Annotated in this window: 19 protein-coding genes; 11 read left to right on the top strand and 8 right to left on the bottom strand. The window is 43.6% G+C overall.

Annotated elements, in window-relative coordinates; all coding sequences use genetic code 11:
- Positions 1 to 32: 32 nt before the first annotated feature.
- Together hutX and hutW are read right to left on the bottom strand one after the other, a co-directional pair.
- The gene (gene hutX, locus R7E51_RS05215; protein WP_005385051.1) at positions 33 to 536 is read right to left on the bottom strand and encodes a heme utilization cystosolic carrier protein HutX; all 504 of its coding nucleotides are present in this window, start codon (positions 534 to 536) and stop codon (positions 33 to 35) included.
- Positions 537 to 568: 32 nt separating this feature from the next.
- Positions 569 to 1,939 carry a heme anaerobic degradation radical SAM methyltransferase ChuW/HutW gene (gene hutW, locus R7E51_RS05210; RefSeq protein ID WP_206957812.1) on the bottom strand — a complete coding sequence of 457 codons (1,371 nt, stop codon included), beginning with the start codon at positions 1,937 to 1,939 and terminating at the stop codon, positions 569 to 571.
- A gap of 160 nt (positions 1,940 to 2,099) precedes the next feature.
- Between hutW and R7E51_RS05205 the strand changes: the two genes are divergently transcribed.
- From R7E51_RS05205 to R7E51_RS05180, 6 genes are read left to right on the top strand one after another with little or no spacing between them, the layout of a single operon-like run.
- Positions 2,100 to 2,843, top strand: coding sequence for an energy transducer TonB (locus tag R7E51_RS05205; RefSeq protein WP_021707650.1), 744 nt, complete (start codon positions 2,100 to 2,102; stop codon positions 2,841 to 2,843).
- Positions 2,843 to 3,541, top strand: coding sequence for a MotA/TolQ/ExbB proton channel family protein (locus R7E51_RS05200; RefSeq protein WP_005385044.1), 699 nt, complete (start codon positions 2,843 to 2,845; stop codon positions 3,539 to 3,541). Before R7E51_RS05205 ends, R7E51_RS05200 begins: the two co-directional genes overlap by 1 nt.
- Complete coding sequence (locus R7E51_RS05195) at positions 3,538 to 3,951, top strand: ExbD/TolR family protein (protein WP_005375322.1); 414 nt, start codon at positions 3,538 to 3,540, stop codon at positions 3,949 to 3,951. Before R7E51_RS05200 ends, R7E51_RS05195 begins: the two co-directional genes overlap by 4 nt.
- A 28-nt stretch (positions 3,952 to 3,979) precedes the next feature.
- The gene (locus tag R7E51_RS05190) at positions 3,980 to 4,849 is read left to right on the top strand and encodes a heme/hemin ABC transporter substrate-binding protein (protein WP_206957813.1); all 870 of its coding nucleotides are present in this window, start codon (positions 3,980 to 3,982) and stop codon (positions 4,847 to 4,849) included.
- Positions 4,850 to 4,858: 9 nt separating this feature from the next.
- Complete coding sequence (locus R7E51_RS05185; protein WP_053350537.1) at positions 4,859 to 5,896, top strand: FecCD family ABC transporter permease; 1,038 nt, start codon at positions 4,859 to 4,861, stop codon at positions 5,894 to 5,896.
- Positions 5,896 to 6,678 (top strand): heme ABC transporter ATP-binding protein, encoded by a 783-nt coding sequence (locus tag R7E51_RS05180; RefSeq protein WP_005385036.1) that lies wholly within the window; start codon positions 5,896 to 5,898, stop codon positions 6,676 to 6,678. Before R7E51_RS05185 ends, R7E51_RS05180 begins: the two co-directional genes overlap by 1 nt.
- 112 nt (positions 6,679 to 6,790) lie before the next feature.
- Here the strand turns inward: R7E51_RS05180 and R7E51_RS05175 are convergent, their stop codons facing one another.
- Positions 6,791 to 7,252 carry a TetR/AcrR family transcriptional regulator gene (locus R7E51_RS05175; RefSeq protein ID WP_005385033.1) on the bottom strand — a complete coding sequence of 154 codons (462 nt, stop codon included), beginning with the start codon at positions 7,250 to 7,252 and terminating at the stop codon, positions 6,791 to 6,793.
- A gap of 607 nt (positions 7,253 to 7,859) precedes the next feature.
- On the opposite strand from R7E51_RS05175, the gene R7E51_RS05170 reads away from it, so the two are divergent.
- Positions 7,860 to 8,159: a YfcZ/YiiS family protein gene (locus R7E51_RS05170; protein ID WP_005375307.1), complete on the top strand. Its 300-nt coding sequence runs from the start codon at positions 7,860 to 7,862 to the stop codon at positions 8,157 to 8,159.
- Positions 8,160 to 8,247: 88 nt separating this feature from the next.
- On the opposite strand, the gene R7E51_RS05165 is transcribed toward R7E51_RS05170, so the two are convergent.
- The gene (locus tag R7E51_RS05165; protein ID WP_005375306.1) at positions 8,248 to 8,520 is read right to left on the bottom strand and encodes a YnjH family protein; all 273 of its coding nucleotides are present in this window, start codon (positions 8,518 to 8,520) and stop codon (positions 8,248 to 8,250) included.
- Positions 8,521 to 8,839: 319 nt separating this feature from the next.
- Here R7E51_RS05165 and R7E51_RS05160 point away from each other — a divergent pair, with 319 nt between their 5' ends.
- On the top strand, positions 8,840 to 9,439 hold the full coding sequence (locus R7E51_RS05160) for a hypothetical protein (RefSeq protein ID WP_047101745.1): 600 nt from the start codon (positions 8,840 to 8,842) through the stop codon (positions 9,437 to 9,439).
- 73 nt (positions 9,440 to 9,512) lie between these two features.
- Here R7E51_RS05160 and R7E51_RS05155 read toward each other — a convergent pair whose 3' ends face one another.
- Entirely contained in the window at positions 9,513 to 10,622 is a 1,110-nt protein-coding gene (locus R7E51_RS05155; protein WP_206957815.1) for a 1-acyl-sn-glycerol-3-phosphate acyltransferase, read from the bottom strand.
- A 191-nt stretch (positions 10,623 to 10,813) separates the two neighbouring features.
- Here R7E51_RS05155 and R7E51_RS05150 point away from each other — a divergent pair, with 191 nt between their 5' ends.
- Positions 10,814 to 11,422, top strand: coding sequence for a hypothetical protein (locus tag R7E51_RS05150; RefSeq protein ID WP_005375302.1), 609 nt, complete (start codon positions 10,814 to 10,816; stop codon positions 11,420 to 11,422).
- 119 nt (positions 11,423 to 11,541) lie between these two features.
- Here R7E51_RS05150 and R7E51_RS05145 read toward each other — a convergent pair whose 3' ends face one another.
- Positions 11,542 to 12,024 (bottom strand): hypothetical protein, encoded by a 483-nt coding sequence (locus tag R7E51_RS05145; protein ID WP_017635276.1) that lies wholly within the window; start codon positions 12,022 to 12,024, stop codon positions 11,542 to 11,544.
- 14 nt (positions 12,025 to 12,038) lie between these two features.
- Positions 12,039 to 12,572, bottom strand: a complete 534-nt coding sequence (locus R7E51_RS05140) for a nicotinate-nicotinamide nucleotide adenylyltransferase (RefSeq protein ID WP_005375300.1) — start codon at positions 12,570 to 12,572, stop codon at positions 12,039 to 12,041.
- A 178-nt stretch (positions 12,573 to 12,750) separates the two neighbouring features.
- Between R7E51_RS05140 and nadE the strand changes: the two genes are divergently transcribed.
- The gene (nadE, locus tag R7E51_RS05135; protein WP_017821239.1) at positions 12,751 to 13,581 is read left to right on the top strand and encodes an ammonia-dependent NAD(+) synthetase; all 831 of its coding nucleotides are present in this window, start codon (positions 12,751 to 12,753) and stop codon (positions 13,579 to 13,581) included.
- A gap of 99 nt (positions 13,582 to 13,680) precedes the next feature.
- On the opposite strand, the gene R7E51_RS05130 is transcribed toward nadE, so the two are convergent.
- Complete coding sequence (locus R7E51_RS05130) at positions 13,681 to 15,498, bottom strand: hybrid-cluster NAD(P)-dependent oxidoreductase (protein WP_206957817.1); 1,818 nt, start codon at positions 15,496 to 15,498, stop codon at positions 13,681 to 13,683.
- A gap of 267 nt (positions 15,499 to 15,765) precedes the next feature.
- Here R7E51_RS05130 and R7E51_RS05125 point away from each other — a divergent pair, with 267 nt between their 5' ends.
- A complete protein-coding gene (locus R7E51_RS05125) occupies positions 15,766 to 15,930 on the top strand; it encodes a YqaE/Pmp3 family membrane protein (protein ID WP_005375297.1) in 165 nt (54 codons plus the stop codon).
- The last annotated feature ends 14 nt before the right edge of the window (positions 15,931 to 15,944 follow it).

Below are 15,944 nucleotides of genomic sequence, written 5' to 3'. Positions count from 1 at the left end.
GTATTCGAGTTAAGCCTCGATTATGTTTGTGATTACTTTTTTAATTCGGCTTGTAGGGCGCGAAATGCGGTTACTTGTTCTTCAATCAACTCGCGCTTTTCGTTACGGCCTAAATAAACCTTGAAAATATTGCTTCCGCACTCCGAGAAAAAACCAAAATAGTGACTCTCTCTACCCATAAACGGTTTACTGACTAATGCGACATTTTTAACGTTATCTAATTTAAGGTGGCCGTGCAGTTCACCTTCTCTACCCATTAAATTGTAATAGCCACGCGCCACTTTTCCTTTTGGAAACGGCGCTTTAACTTCAAAGATAGAACCAAAAGAGTGGACGATGGTCGTCACCGGGCCAAAACCAACCAAACTTTCTAGGATGCTTTGCGCTTGCTCTCCTGGTGCAATAGCCACCATTTCCTGAGGTAGAGCCGCAACAACCTCAAACTCGGAAATGCCAAGACGCTCTGCCATCGCAGCTGGCAATAATTGTGGTTCTTGCTCTAGTAATACTTCAACTTGTTGCTTGATTGATTCCATTGTGTCTTCCGTTTTTGTTCAATTTGTTTTCATTAATTATTGGATGCTTTCGGTACCGTTTCGTTCATCTCTGACGTGAGTACCTGAATACAACTTTGAGCCAATGACACTGCCCAGAAGCTGCCTGCAAGAGTAAGGACTGCGCTACGTTCATGTAGCTGTACTAAGCCTTTCGCTTGCCACACTTTAAATAGAGGCAATAAAAACACGAACGCGTCCCCTCCCATAAATGATGGAAGTTGGTTTGCTTGAACAATGCCACGGTCAAACGCAGATTTGAGTGCAGAAAAAAGTGGTTCTAGAGGGCTTTGTTTCATCATCATCGCGATGGTGCATTGACCTTCTTTGACCGCTTTAATATAGGTCTCTAGTGTGCGGTGTTGCATCATCCCGTAGCCACCGATATTACCTCCAGCACCACAGCCAATTGGCAATACCTCTGCATAAGTCTTGGCTAAACTATTGTATAAACTACGCTCGCGGTTATCGATTGCCCAATGGTTCACGCTAAGTTGCTTCATATGGTGTTTGGCCATAAAGCTCACACCGAGCTCATACATTCCCGCTTTTTCTGGTGTGGTCGCAGGTGGCGGGATTTTTCCCTTTTCTACGAGGTTGAGCATGGGAGCTGACCCACCAACCACTAACTGATACAAATCCAGTCCGTGTGCGCCAGTCGAGAGGAAATCATTTAAATCTTGCTCTAACACTTCTTTGGTTTGATAAGGTAAGCCATAGAGTAAATCGATAATGACCGGAATTTTGTCTTCTTTGGCGATCTCGCTCACTCGTTTGAGGACATCTTCCCTATCATCTAAACGTTTTGCGCTGCGGCGCACTTGTGTATTAAAACTTTGCACACCAAAAGAGAAACGATTAAACCCACCCTCTAAAGCGCCTTGATACAACTCATCAGAAAAACGATTGATGCGACCTTCTAAGGTGATTTCGCAGTCTGCAGCCAAAGGAAAGTGGTCTCGGATAGCCTGGCCTAACACACGAACCTGTACTGGAGATAAATCCGTTGGCGTTCCGCCCCCGATATATACGGCGTGAAAAATACCATTTTGTGTCCAAGGTAATGCCGCTTTCTCTCTAAGCTCCTGCATTAATGCTTCAAAGTACTCATCAACCAGTGTGCGACTTGCAGCATTTTGAAAGAAGTTACAAAAAGTGCAACGAACGCGACAAAACGGAACATGAATATAAAGACAGCGTTTATTGGTCGCTTTAATTGAGTTAGCCGTAATACTCGAAAAAATCGCCTGTTGTTGAGACGAGGGCACAGGTACGCTCGCTCCCCCGGCATGTGCAGAATGCTTCTTAACAAAAGCAAATCGCAATGGATCAGGACTATCACTGCCCAACACTGATTCATCAAGCTTATCGATATCGACGCTCATATATACTCGCTTAACTCCCATCATGTAAGGGATGGAAGCTGATCTTAAAAATTCTGCAAGAATCATAATTTGAGCGTAATGATAATGCAATTGATAATTGATCTTATTTCCATTGTAAGTAATAATCTGCCCAAGTTTTCATAGTTTCCCGAGATATTCCGTGAACGTACAAAGATATGTCATTGCAGGAGGTGCTTCCCTTGCCATCCATGCCGCACTTCTTTTTGTTTCTCAAGAGACAAAGGTGTTCGCGATGCCGGCTGGAAACCCAGCAAGTTCGGTAAGTCTAAATCTTGTGTCTGCTCCTCCCGCTGTCGAAAAATCTACACCAGAAAATGTAGCGCCACCAAAAGAGCAGCCTCAAGACCAACCTGAACCAGAAAAGAAGATTGTAAAAAAACAGGTCGTCAAGAAAGACGCTGTTAAGAAGAAGGTAGTAGAGAAAAAACCAGAACCGGTTAAACAATCTAAACCTAAAACGGTCGAGCCCACCAAAACCGTAACAAAGCAAAAGGTTCAGCCCGAAGCGAAACCAAAGAAAAAAACGGAACCGGTGAAGAAAGAGACGGTAGCTCAACAATCCGCACCTGCGAGCCAATCCAAAGGGGCAACGTCTCAGCCTGTCTTGGTCGACAAACCAACGTTTGTGAGTCAACCAACACAACCCCGTTACCCAAGGTCTGCACAAAGACGCGGTATCGAAGGTGTAGCCTTGTATGAGATATGGCTAGATGAGAATGGTAACCAGATTAAACAGGTTTTGATTGAGTCTTCCGGCACAGAGTCGCTAGATGCCTCAGCACTTCGTGCGATCAAACAGTGGCAATTTACACCACATATTTCAGGTGGGCTAAAAGTCGCTCACCGAGTACAAGTACCTGTTCGTTTTAAGTTGGATGGATAATGGAACAACTACAAGAATTACAAACTCAATTTGGGCTGATGACATGGCCTTTGATCATTTGCTCAGCTCTAACCGTGATGATCATCGCCGAGCGATTATTCCATGTGTTAATTAGCCTTGGTGTAGGAAAGCGAGCCATTCGCCAAAAGCTCACAGGATTAGACCCAACAAATGGAAGCGAGCTTGAAGCACTTGCTGAAGAGTTGTCGAATAAGCGGCCGCTTCTGTACCGTGGTGTTGCGATGTTGCTTGCTCATCATTCTTTCTCGAAATCTTTAAGAGAAGATGCCGCAGGTATTTGGCTGCAAGAAAAACGCCATCAGCTGCATTCCGGCCTTCGTTTGCTGACGCTGATTGGTGTCATCAGTCCTTTAATTGGCTTGCTTGGTACAGTACTTGGCTTAATTGACATGTTCAAAGGCATCGCGGTTTCAACGGGGAATATCACTCCGAATGATTTGGCTGACGGCCTAGGTCTTGCTATGCGCACCACTGCCGCAGGTCTCATTATAGCACTTCCTGCCATTTCAGGAGCGCAGATCATTGGTTTGTGGGCGGATCGTGTAATCGCCAAGCTTGAGCACACTTTAAACTACGTCAACTTATGGCTTGAAGGTATCTCGTTACAGCATGTCTCGCCAGACCACTCAAAGGTAACACTGCGCTCTTCTGAGAAGATTGAGGCTGCAACTCAATGATTAAAACACCACAAGAAAATAGTCGTAACGGTTTAACCCCCGATTTAACACCGCTGTTAGACATTATTTTTATCGTCATGGTTTTCCTGATGTTAACCGCAGCGGTCAAACTCGATTCATTAGACGTCAATTTACCGAGCACAGAATCTCAGGCTGTTGCAGATGTCGATAAGCAATCCATCACGGTAAATATTCTTAAAGACGAGCCTTACTGGGCTATTAACGGCAAGACATATATCGATTGGGACAACTTTACCCTCGCGCTGTTAGAAGAGAGTAAGTCAAGCGATAAACCGATTGTAATTGGAGCAGAAAAAACCGCGAATATTCAGTCGCTAGTACAACTTCTCGGCTTTTTACAAGAAAACGGAATTCAAGCAACTCAGTTACTCACTGAAGAGCCATCATAAAAATAAGTAAGATAGAGATCCTTTCAAAATGAAGAACACACGCATCACTATTCATGCTGTTGTCACGGCAGCTATTTCCCTACTCGCGAGTAGTCAACTTTTTGCCAATGAAACGCCATCCTCAGAGCGCGTTGTTAGCGCAGGCAGCGCCGTCACTGAACTCTTGCTTGAACTCGACGCTAAAGATAGCTTGGTTGCTATCGACGTCACCAGTCAATTACCAAAAGGCATGGAACTGCCTAAAGTGGGCTACCATCGTCGTCTTTCAGCGGAGGGGTTGCTCGCCTTACGTCCGACAAAAGTCATTGGTTCTGATGAGATGGGGCCGAAAACAACATTGAGCCAATTGAAATCGGCTGGCGTAGAGGTAGAAATCGTTAATACTGATGCAAATGTCGAGGGCCTTTATCAACGTATTGATCAAATTGCGAACCTTATGGATCGCAAAGATCAAGCTGAAAGCTTAAAGCAAGATGTCCAGGCGCAAGTACAAACACTCAATGCAAACCAGCCTGATCAAGCAAAGAAAAAGAAAGTGCTCTTTCTGCTGATCCATGAAGGGCGACCTGCAAATGTGGCGGGCTCACAAACGACACCCGATGCAATTATTCAACTCGCCGGCGGACAAAACCCAGCCGCTACACAACTCTCGTCTTACAAGCCTCTATCCACAGAAGCGATGGTAGAGATGCAGCCTGACGTGATTCTTGTTAGTGGTCGCAGCTATGAAACGTTGGGTGGTGCCGATGCAATTTTAAAAGCAATGCCGCTTCTTGCTGCAACACCCGCTGGAAAGAACAAAGACATCATAACGATTGATGGTCATGCTCTGGTAGGTGGTTTGGGCCTTAAAAGCCTTGCAGAAGCTAAACGCTTGAATGCACTGCTTTACCCATAGAGACATGACATGTTGTTAAGACGCATCCCCCTTTCAACGACGTTATCAGTGCTTAGTGGATTTTTAGCATTTATTGCTATCGCCTCTATTACCGTTGGCCCAATGAACATTAGCTTTGCTGACAGTTTGCGTAGCCTAACGGGAGGCAGTTCTGATCTCGCTCCTCACATTCAGTTGGTCATTAACGAAATCCGATTGCCTCGCACCATTTTGTGTATGTTCATCGGCGCCATTTTAGCAATTTGTGGTGTGGTTATGCAGGGCTTGTTCCGTAACCCATTAGCCGAGCCTGGTATCATTGGTGTGTCTGCTGGCGCTGCTCTTGGTGGTGCATTCGCTATTGTTGTATTTGCTGAATTTAGCCAAAACTATCCGCAACTAATGAACTTAGCGGCTCTGCCTCTTTTTGCTTTCCTTGGCGGTGCACTAACGACTATTCTCGTTTATAAACTCGGCACAAGTAAGTTTGGTACCTCAGTTACAATTATGTTGTTAGCCGGCGTTGCCATCAGCGCGCTCTCGGGGGCTGCGATTGGCTACATGAACTTTATCGCAGATGATCAGATGCTGCGAGATTTGACGCTTTGGTCGATGGGCTCATTAGCTGGTGCAAATTGGTCAGGGATTGCTCTATCTGCTATAACACTCGTCATCCTATTGCTCTGGTTTCAGAAGAAGTCGATGGCGCTGAATGCTCTGTTGTTAGGGGAATCAGAAGCAAGACACTTAGGAGTTCCGGTTCAAAAACTCAAACGTCAGCTTATTTTACTTTCTGCACTGGGTGTTGGTATTACGGTGAGCATCAGTGGTGCAATTGGCTTTATTGGGCTCGTGATTCCTCACTTAGGGCGCATGCTCGCTGGGCCTGACCATCGAACGCTATTACCAATATCTGCCTTAATGGGAGCACTGCTTCTTACTGCCGCAGATATGTTTGCTCGTGTTGCCGTGGCACCAGCTGAATTACCAGTTGGAATCGTGACCGCATTGATTGGCGCGCCCTTTTTCATCTACTTATTGTTCCAGCAAAAAGGGAAGATTTTGTAATGAACCAGATCGTTTTATCGGGGAAAAACATTTCGATGACGTATGGCAACCGTGTGGTGCTCGATGACATCAACATTGATATCCGAGCTGGTGAAGTGACCGCCCTACTCGGCCCCAATGGCGCAGGTAAAAGTACTTTACTCAAGCTTCTATGCGGTGAGATCTCTTCGAATCATCACATCACCTACTTCGGTAAACAAAAGCATGATTGGGAGCCTGAAAAAAGCGCCAAACATATTGCAATGCTCCCGCAGCACAGCACCTTAACCTTCCCATTTCTAGCCAGAGAAGTAGTAGAGCTGGGGGCAATACCGCTATCACTGTCCAATAAAGAAACCACTAAACTGGCTTTACATTACATGGAACAAACCGACGTATTGCATTTAGCAGAAAGCCTGTACCCGTCTTTATCTGGTGGAGAAAAGCAACGACTGCATCTAGCACGAGTGATGACACAACTACATCAATCTGGCGAAAAACGAATCTTAATGCTTGATGAACCTACCTCAGCGTTGGATCTCGCCCATCAACACAACACGTTAAAAATTGCTCGTGAAACGGCAAAAGCACAGAACGCTGCGGTGGTTGTGGTGTTACATGACTTGAATCTAGCCTCTCAGTACGCAGACCGCCTTGTACTCTTGCATAACGGGAAACTAGTTTGTGATGACACGCCATGGAATGCACTAACGTCAGAGCGCATTGAGCAAGTTTATGGCTATCGATCTATTGTGACAAAACATCCGACGCTAGACTTCCCTCAAGTGCATGCCGCAGCATAAAGCGTATCTCCTCTAAGCCGTCTCTAAAACACTTTGATACGACAAAGGCCCGCAATATGAGAATTGCGGGCCTTTGCTTTGATAGTGGCAGAATTTGGGGCTTTAAAGGCTATTACTTGCTCATTTGGATCAATGATCGACCAATCAACCACTCAAGCTCTTTGTCACCACCCGCACCAAACTGGCTTTCAACCATTTTGTATAAGCGGTCAATACCATTAGCAGCAAATTCTTGCGCATTTTCAGCGGTGACAATGTGATGGAATAGCAGTCGTAAAATCGCGAGAAACTCAGCATCTTCCAGCGCTTTAATCCAACTTTGTGAAAATGCATTTAATCCTTTATCAAACTCTAAGTGTTCAATAAACATTTTAAAGATACGGCCATCCAGTGCGGCGGTGAAGTCCGTTTTCTTAGGGAAGTGATGGCTAATACCGGTACGCGATATACCTGTCTGCTGGCTTAGCGTCGTGTACGACATTTTGTCGTAACCTAATCTGAGTAGCTGATCAATAACGGCATCCATGATCTTTTGGATAGTGATTTCGGTATCTTCTTTACTACGCTTTGGCATATTTTAAGCTCTTCTCTTTGTAAATCCATCTAACTCACTATTAAATGAGGCCAGAATGAAATCATTCTTAGCATTATACCCGGCTCGCCGATGCGGTTCGATTAGCGAAAACCTAGAAATCAGGTTGCTAAGCACTGCACTTGAAAGCGCTTTGGGTATATGTATTGCGACTATTTAATATCATGTCGAGTTCCAAACCATAACGTCTTTACACTGCGTAATGTGTAATTTTCAGTTATGTTTTTGTCAATACATGCTACTCAAAATAAGGCGAAAAGTTAGTCTCATCAAAACCTTGCGCCAATTATTCATCGAAACTATTCAAAGACCAAGAATGATAATTATTAAAAATAATCAATCAAGAAATAGTCTTATAAATTAACCATTAGTTCAACTGGACTGAGCAAAATCTCGTCACTATGTTCGTTAATTGATTTTAAATGTTGATATATATCACATTAACGTTCTTGATGATTTAGTAATCCAATCTTTAACCCTTACTTAACAAGTGCCTACTCTGTTCCTTTTTTACGCAAAAGTCGTCATTTTTGTAGATACAGATCAAATACCTGATAGAATACCCTTAGTATTTACAAGAGGATTCGTTATGAGTGTCGAATTAGAAAAAAACCAAGTATGTGAGGCCTGCGGCTGTGCTGGCGAGATAGGCTTTATCATCAAAGAAGGTGACGAAGTTGCCGACGTAACGGTTTTCGCACAGACAAAAACAGAGCTAGAGTCTGAACTACAAAAATACATCGAGCTCGCTAAATCAGTATGTGCTGATGTTGAATACAATGTTTCAGAAATAACCGAAGAATCGAACCAAGCGACGGCTCGATTCAAATTTGAAGTAAGTGCTGAAAAACTTATCTTTGAATTAAAAACTCGCTCACTCGCGCGTTAATGAAAAAAGCGAGCATGATGCTCGCTTTTTATTTTTCCAATCTCTTAATCTTAAACCGCTCTAAATGAAACAGACAACTTCGGCGCGTTTATTTATCTTTTTTGAACACGACCCACTTTAACGAGCCATTGGTTTCAAAATCGTTCTCAGCGGTACACATCAGTAATACGCCTTCAACATTAATCACGGCCCCTGTGGTGTAGGCTTTATCATCGTAGTAACAGATACGCTGACCTACCTTACCGTCAGCAACTATTAGCGCTTTGTTTTCTGGTGTACTGTATGATTTAGCAAAAACGGAACCCGACAGCAGTACTGCAAAAACACCAGCGGTAAAAATAGATACACTTTTTAACTTCATGAAAATCTCCCTCAAACCTCAATAATACTAACAAGGACCCTTGTGAAGTTCTTGGAAGAATCTCATATTATTCAAATATCTACTGATATTTTTCTCACCTCTACACTTGGGTCTGCTTCACATTCAATCATTTAATTTATCTCATTTTAGTAAGCTTGAAGTTACTTAGCGCAGTAAAGAAGCGCACACTTTTAGCGTGCATCTCTAATTTGAATATTTAAGTTATGAATCAAAAACTGTAAGCAAAAAATGCATAATAGGTTTATTTAAGTATAAGATAAGTACCTGTTGATCTCGGTATTTAACTAAATCTTTGACTATGCGTTTTGTTTCCCTATGCCTTACTTCAATCCTGCTCTGCTCGTCTCCTTTGGCATATGAGCTAGATTACTATTCTAAGTTTGGTCACATCGATAATTACGGCAATCTTGATCTTAGAAACAAGCCTTACACCCAACTACCCTCTGGCCTAGTGGTAAAGGGCAACTTAAACATCTCACAAACCCCTATCAAAGCCTTGCCTAAAGGGCTTGATGTTGAAGGCAGTCTGGAAGCAACTAACAGCGCACTCAAATTTATTCGCTCAGGAACAAAGATAAAAGGCTATGCAAACCTACTAGGTAGTAAGATCGAAAACTGGCCTAAAGGTATCAAACTAGGCGGTTACCTAAATCTGACGGATACACCGTTAAAATCGCTTCCAGCTAAACTTCGAGTAAAAGGTGATCTAAGTGTTATTCGCACTCCCATTTCTGATCTTCCTGAAGGATTGGTGGTTGATGGTAATCTCTATATTGGAGGATCAGCGCTGAAAGTATTTCCAGACACAATGACGGTGAAAGGGAATATCTATTTAGGTGGTAACAGGATCACAAAATGGCCCAGCAATTTAACCCTTGGTGGTGCCGTCGCACCTTAAAGAGCAGATAAACAAAAGCCCCGGCAGACCGAGGCTTTAAGGCATTCTGAATCAACGAGTTCAGTGACGAAGATTACTCTTGGTTATTCACAGGATTAGCATAGCTCGCCACCAAATAAGGTCTTGCGCCTTCAGGTAGCTGATCCAACTTATCCGCGAGATGACGCTTAACCGCTTCCGTAATGATGCTCGAATCTTCATGCCCAGCAGCTAACAAGTTGATTGGGTACAACTTGTAGTTGTTGTGAATTTGGCGGTCGATTTCACCAGCAAGAGATTCCGGCGTTTCAAACTCTTGCTCAATCACATCACCAAACGCAACATGTACACGGCCTTTATAGCCAACGATACCTTGAATGATGCTTTCGATATCTTCAAATTCGCCTTTTTCATAGCGGCCATTTTCTGCTTTTTCGTACAGCTCTTTTGCTTTGGCAATGTCACATGGATCATTTTCATAGGCAATCGAGACAGGAACGATTTTCAGAGAACGCGTGTACTCACCAAAGCTGATCTTTTGTTTACGACCTTCAACATGGAACATTTTTAAAATCGCAGGATCAGTAAAGTCGTTTCCATCTTTAGCACGGCCTTCCTTTTGGGCAATCCAAATTGAATTGCCAGTATCAAGCGAATGTTTGATATAGCTTGACAGTTGTCCCAATGCTTTCATCATTTCTCTAGGCGCTTTAGCAGAGCGCTTAACGATGAAGCTCTTATTGAGTCGCATCAATTCTGTCGCACATGGCTTCTTCAGCAGGTTATCGCCAATCGCTATACGAACTGTACGGTGCCCACTTTGGTACAAGCCATAATTTACGAGCGCAGGGTCCATCGCAATATCACGGTGGTTAGAAACGAATAGGTATGACGTGTTTTTATCCAGCTTATCCAAACCAGAAAAAGTGACGCCATCCGTTGTCTTATGCAATGTATCTTTCAGATACTTCTTCACTTCAATCTGAATTGCTTCGACAGAATCAAGCTTGCTCCACTTGGCTTTCAGGTAGATGCGCAGGATCGGGCTCATTAGCGTTTTGAACCACGCTGCTTTATTAGCAAAGCGATGTTCTAGGATAGCAGTGATAAATTCATCATCTTGGATTAGACGATCCAGCGCTGCTGGAATTTCTTCGTCGTTGTAAGGACGAATTTCAATATAAGGATCGGTATTGGCTGTCATTGTTCATTACATATCAAAAAAAGCTGGCACATTTTACGCATAGTTTTGCTGACAAGCAGCATTTCAACCCATACTTTTAACATGGTCATACCAGTTAAGCCACCATTTATCATGCTAAAAAATTCTCTCAGCAGGTTGGAATCGTATGGGTTTAACGTTACCCTTAGCGCCAAAAAACACTGGTACTCATAATGAACTACGCAATTGAATTTCACGACGCTAAATACCCCTTCCTTGATGTAGCTGCGCGTAAAAAAGCACTGAAGCACAGTCTACTGTCTGTCATCGAAGGGTTAGCCGTCATTAAATTGGGTAAGCAGGAGTATGCCATTGAACCAGGCCAATATTTTTGGATTCCTCAAGGATGTTTGAGCTCCCTCACCTTTTTACCTAATTCTCGTGTATATCGTTGTGATTTTTCTGTGCGTTTAAATGACGACTTCTCACAACAGGCGGGCTTTGTGAAGCCTTCACCGCTACTAAAAGCGCTCGTCGAGAAGCTAGCAACAACTGCCGAACGCTCGGATCTGCAAACCGATCTACTGACAGTAGTAAGACATGAAGTATTGACGCTGTCTCCTAAACTAGCGCACTCAACGTTAACGAGAACCATCAATCAATGGACTCCTGGCTGTGACATGAATATTTCTAAAGAGCTTTGCTTGGTACTAACACTACGTGAAGCAAGAAAAATGAAACTGTCGGGGAAGAAGGAAGAGCAAATTGTTGACTCTCTTTTTGCTGGTAACACCGAAGAATATGAACAGCTTTGCTTTTTAGTCTTTGGAGAAGCGCTATAACTTGCTCTTTAACAAGCTACGTTTTCAGCATTACGTAGAGTTACGGATACAGAAAGTAGATTAAAACAAAAAGGGCGTACATTGATAATGTACGCCCTTTTTTCATTTGCTTGAGATGCCTAGAAAGGTACTTCTATCTGCATCATCCAGTCAGCGTCATAATATTCGTGCCAACGATAATCAAACCGCATTCTTGGCTGTCCGTCGGATTTATCACCAAAACCAACGCTGAACATCAACCCGTGACTACGAAGCCACTCTTCTGTATCCATTTTACTCTCTTCGTCTCGAAGCTCTTCCGGCATCCAAAAACCAAGACCAAAGTAATTCTTTTCTAAGTTTTGAGTTAGAAGTGGGGTGTCTTCCGGCTTAATCGCCCACTCCTCCCAATAGTTTTCTGTTGGTCCTTCAAGCTTCGCTTCCGCTGCATACCAAATCAATGCTTCAGTACTTAACACGCCGATGGAATCTAAAATTTCTTCACAGATTGGAAGCGTGTTATCTTCAAACACCACGGAACGATCAGAAAAATAGTTACACGCGGAATGAGCTTGTGTCACCACAAGCAGCGCACATGCACTAAATAAAACTACTCTGACCATGAAAATCTGACCTCTCAGTTCCCAGACAATGTTTCTCTGTATAAGCCTTTACTAAGTAATAAATCACGTACGGAAGGTGTTGTATAGGCGCCGATCTCTTCACCCTCGGCCAATGCTTTGCGAATATCTGTGCTTCTGACTTTTACTTTTTCAGGACATGCCATAACAGTCCAACGTTCCGTAATCTCTTCAGCTCTACTAAATTTAGCAAATTTGAAGAAATTATCAGGACCAATGACAAAAGTTATATCGGCAGTTGGGTAAATTTCTTGAATTTTTTCTAACAACGCATAGGTCGTCACACTTTGTCCAGGTTGGTATAAAGCTTGCTCTGCATCAGAACGCTGAACATTAGAAAGCCCCATATCCTTGATGAACGCATCAACCATTTTGCACCGAGTTGGGTAATCAAGCATGTTCTTGCCCCAAGCGTGTGCAATGCTTGGCTCAAGTAGCACAAGATCAAAGTGGCTCAATGACTCAATAACACTTTTATGCCCTAAACTAGGTGGGTTAAATGCACTACCAAAAATGGCGATTTTTTTCATATCCGGTGATTACCTGGTTGAAGAGAGTTTTCTAATCTGATGAATTCGGTATGATACTACTAATCTTTACAGCTTTTGACCCTAAAGTCGCGTTTAATGAGCCTCAACTGTATGGTTTATCACCATTTGAGCAAATGTGCTTTAGAGTCTGAAATATTTGCAGGAAAAGGAACCCTAAATGGAACAATCCATCCGTGACGAAATGCGCGTACTCCCTTCAATTGATCCGCATTTTGAAATTGAACGCCGTGTCGCTTTTATTAAGCGTAAATTGCAAGAAGCGGGCTGTAAGTCTCTTGTTCTTGGCATCAGCGGTGGCGTTGACTCAACGACATGCGGTCGTTTAGCTCAGTTGGCTGTAGACCAACTGAACGAAGAAGCGGGCAACAACAGCTACCAATTTATCGCAGTTCGCCTGCCTTATGGGGAGCAAAAAGATGAAGATGAGGCTCAGCTCGCTCTGTCTTTTATCCAGCCAACCCATTCTGTATCGGTAAACATCAAACCAGGTGTTGATGGGCTTCATTCGGCTTCTCACGTTGCATTAGAAGGTACAGGTCTTTTACCAACTGATGCAGCAAAAGTCGACTTCGTAAAAGGCAATGTAAAAGCGCGTGCTCGCATGGTTGCTCAATACGAGATCGCGGGCTACGTAGGCGGCCTTGTTCTTGGTACTGATCACTCAGCAGAAAACATCACTGGTTTCTACACTAAATTTGGTGATGGCGCTTGTGACATGGCACCATTGTTCGGATTAAGTAAACGCCAAGTTCGTGAAGTGGCTGCTACATTGGGTGCACCTGAGCAACTAGTGAAGAAAGTGCCAACAGCAGACTTAGAAGAGCTTGCTCCACAGAAAGCAGACGAAGATGCCCTAAGCCTAACTTACGAGCAAATCGACGACTTCTTAGAGGGCAAACCTGTTCCACAGCAAGTGAGTGACCGTCTGGTAGCGATTTACAAAGCAACGCAGCACAAACGCCAGCCAATCCCGACGATTTACGACTAAGCGATATTTTCAGCTCTCTTTAAAACTCAAAACGCTGCTAAAAATAGCAGCGTTTTTTGTCTAGGAACAGTTTTTGTCGAAGGACAAAAGGGCTCTCGCCTAGTTGGTTACTGTTACATCCGTCTCTGGCACAGCACAACACGCCAATACGATTCCCATTGCACGTTCCTCATCAGTCAACGCGGGCACGTCCGGATGATGTACTTGACCCGACGTAAGCTGAACCTTACACGCGCCGCATAAGCCAGCACGACAGCTATTACTAACAACCTTCCCTGCATCTTCGAGCTGATCTAACAACGTTTTTTGGTTGTTGCCTACGAATTTAGTTCCATTAAAGTCAATAGCGAGACTTTTCTCTGGCTTTGACGTAAGAGAAGAAACTCCAAACGCTTCTTGATGGTAGTTTTCCTCTGGCAGCCCTTTTCTTAGTAGAAGACTTTTTGCTTTATCCATAAAGCCATCCGGGCCACACACAAACACCTGCCGCTGTTCAACATCTTTGATTTGCTTAATGTGTGACAAACTTAAACGCCCTTTCAAACCAAACCAATCAACAGCAGGTTGCGTTAAACAGACTTTTACTTCTAGCCCTGGGTGCTCACGCTTTAACTGCTCCAACTCTGAGCGACAAGGAATATCATTCTCGGTGCGACATTGATGGTAGAAAACCACATTATCCAACTGATTGTGATCCGCTAAGTAACGCACCATTGATAACATTGGTGTTACTCCGCTACCCGCAGAGAGTAACAGCAGAGGCTGCGCTTCATGCGTTTTAAGGTGGAACTGACCGTCAGGTTGTTCTGCCTCTAAAACATCACCGACTTGTAAGTTGTCTAAGAGTGAGTTAGAGACTCTTCCACCCGCGATACGCTTTACAGAAATAGCATAACGACCCGGGCGAGAAGGACTGGATGATAAGGTATAGCGTCGACCCACTTTCTTACCATCAATATTCACCTCTATTGGCAGGTGTTGTCCTGGCAAGTAATTAGGCAACGAACCTTTGTTTGGCTCTAACCATAAGGTCACAAAGTCTTGGGCAATTTCTTCACGCTCAACACATGTAAGCTTCATGCGCACTGGCGAGTTATCTGCGTAAAACTCCGGCTCTTTGTACTCCAATACTTCAACTTTATCGCCTTGACGAATAATGCCTTCATTTCGCGCGACAAGATTCTGGCCAAAGAACACACCACCGACATCGTTTGCACGGAACTGTTGCAAGGTTTTGAGCGGCTCTTTGCTCTCACGGAATGTGCCTCTTTGGGGATTCACCGTAGTCAGGATACAGCGCTCGCAAGGTTTGAGAGACTCAAACTCTACCTCACCGATTCGTATGCGCTTCCATGAATCTTCTTCAAATGGCTTAGTATCAGAGACAACTAAGTTAGTACGAAACTGATCCATTGAGTGTAGCTCTGAACTTCTTCGGTTCAGCTCATCAAGTGAAGCTTGGCTGATCACTAAAACCGGATAACCATCAGCAAAACTGACGTTTTGACCTAGCTTTTCACGGACACGATTCGATTGCTCACCACTAAACAACAACTCAACGCGTTGCCCCAACACACGACTAAACCAGTCATCTGCATCATCTGTCGTGGTATAGGCAGTAAATGTATCTTTCCAAACTGTTGCAGGTGTCTCCTGCATTTTGAAATCTTGGTAACGGATTTTAAGTGGCTCCATACCCAAACTACTAAACACCACTCCATCGGACAATAAGGCAGACTTAATGGTTACCATTTGCGGATACTTTCGCGCAGTGATCATCGAGCCATCAGCTTTCGCAATCATAAAGCGACGATCGAAGCTCAATCCTTGCTTCTCAACCCATACGGACGACAGCGATAATCCGCCAACTGACTTAACCGGAAAAACATTAATTTGGGATAAAACGGGTTGCGACATAGCCTTCTTCCTACGGGTGTTTTTTATTTGTTGCGGTATTGTATACTCAAATCACATTAAGTTGCAGAGTCTACTGCCTCTTCATCCATTTCAACTTTCTCGAAACCATATTCTTATAAATTTGGTTTTAGTGACAAGTATTTACTACACTCAATATTCGCGTTTTTTAACACCGTTCTGACCAAATACCGTTTGATAAAGTGTGATACGACACACATAATTCACCCAAGTTATCACTACTCCCATTTATCGATTTGGAGCTTAATTATGGATACAAGAAAACTGGTTCTGATTTTGTTATGTATCTTTCTTCCGCCTGTCGCGGTGTTTATGGAGAAAGGTCTAAATAAAGACTTTTTGATTAATCTAATATTGACGTGTTTCTTCTTTCTACCAGGTACGATCCACGCGCTTTGGTTAACAATGAAGTAACCACTTACACTCTC

The organism is Vibrio sp. Vb1166 (assembly GCF_033338695.1).
GTDB lineage: Bacteria > Pseudomonadota > Gammaproteobacteria > Enterobacterales > Vibrionaceae > Vibrio > Vibrio alginolyticus.
The sequence above is the reverse complement of the archived record's forward strand: the minus strand, read 5'-3'. Positions and strand labels throughout refer to the sequence as shown.